The 1822-nt window shown below is 53.2% G+C and carries 1 pseudogene; it reads right to left on the reverse strand.

Features of this window, described 5'->3' with window-relative positions:
• Positions 1 to 1690 (reverse strand): annotated as a pseudogene (locus ACTF58_RS13515) (DNA-directed RNA polymerase subunit beta); the annotation flags it as partial.
• Positions 1691 to 1822: the final 132 nt, after the last annotated feature.

Raw genomic sequence — 1822 nt, forward strand, 5'->3', positions numbered from 1 at the left:
CCGCACGTTCACGCGTCAGACCACCTGGCCCAAGCGCTGAGAGGCGGCGCTTGTGCGTCACTTCTGAGAGCGGGTTGGTTTGGTCCATAAACTGCGAAAGCTGGCTTGAGCCGAAGAATTCACGCACAGCAGCAGCGGCTGGCTTGGCGTTGATCAGGTCTTGCGGCATGACGGTGTCGATCTCGACAGAAGACATACGCTCCTTGATCGCGCGCTCCATGCGAAGCAGGCCAACGCGATACTGGTTTTCCATCAGCTCGCCAACAGAGCGCACACGGCGGTTGCCGAGGTGGTCGATGTCGTCGATGTCGCCTTTGCCGTCGCGCAGCATAACCAGCGCTTTGATGCAGGATACGATATCTTCACGGCGCAGCGTGCGCAGCGTGTCAGGCGCATCCAGATCAAGACGCATATTCATTTTCACACGGCCAACAGCCGAAAGGTCATAGCGCTCGCTGTCAAAGAACAAGGTGTCAAACAGGTTTGACGCCGCTTCAACAGTGGGTGGCTCGCCCGGGCGCATCACACGGTAGATATCCATGAGCGCGGTCTCGCGGTTCATGTTCTTATCTGCCGCCATCGTGTTGCGCATATAAGGGCCAACATTGATGTTATCGATGTCAAGCACGGGGATGTCGGTAAAGCCCGCATCCATAAGCTCTTTCAAAGAGCCGCCAATAACTTCGCCATCCTTGTCGCGCTCAAACGTCAGCTCGTCGCCCGCTTCAACATAGATCGCGCCAGTTTCTTCGTTGATGATGTCTTTGGCAACAAACTTGCCTTCGATCTGCTCAAACGGAACCAGAAGATCGGTGACATTGCCTTCATCAATCAACTGCTTAACCGCACGTGGCGTGATTTTCTTGCCCGCTTCGGCAATCACTTCGCCAGTTTTGGCATCCACAAGATCAAATGTCGGACGTGTGCCACGAACCCGCTCAGGGAAGAACTTGGTGACCCAGCCCTTTTTCTTCTTCAGCTTGTATGTGACCGTGTCATAATAGGCATCCATGATGCCCTCCTGATCCAGACCAAGCGCATAAAGCAGCGTGGTGACAGGAAGCTTGCGGCGACGGTCAATGCGCGAAAAGACGATGTCTTTGGCGTCAAATTCAAAGTCGAGCCACGAGCCGCGATATGGGATAATGCGGCAAGCAAACAACAGCTTACCCGAAGCGTGCGTTTTGCCTTTGTCGTGATCAAAAAAGACACCCGGTGAGCGGTGCATCTGGGAAACGATCACACGCTCTGTGCCGTTGACAACAAATGTGCCGTTCGGAGTCATCAAAGGCATATCGCCCATGAACACGTCTTGTTCCTTGATGTCCTTGACCGAACGCGCGCCTGTATCTTCGTCGATATCAAACACGATCAGACGCAACTTCACCTTGAGAGGCGCGCTATACGTCATATCGCGCTGCTGGCATTCTTCTACATCATATTTTGGCTCTTCGAGCTCATAATCAACAAATTCAAGAACAGAGGTCTCGTGGAAGTCCTTAATCGGGAAAACCGACTGGAACACACCTTTGATCCCCTCGCCATCAAGCGGCTGGGGCTGATCACCTGAATTCAGGAAAAGATCGTAGGAAGATTTCTGAACCTCAATCAGGTTCGGCATCTCCAGAACTTCACGGATTTTACCAAAATATTTACGAAGACGTTTCTGGCCAAGGAAGGTTTGCGCCATGGTCGAGTTCACCTTTTCATTTCTCACCGAATGCAAGCACCGTCGGGTCCCGGCCTTGCCTCCATACGAGACGACACGCTTCAGTCAATTCCCGGCTCCATTCCCATTGGAGCCTCCCGACTATGAACCGCG

The sequence above is a fragment of the Lentibacter sp. genome (assembly GCF_965657785.1).
Classification (GTDB): Bacteria; Pseudomonadota; Alphaproteobacteria; order Rhodobacterales; family Rhodobacteraceae; genus Lentibacter.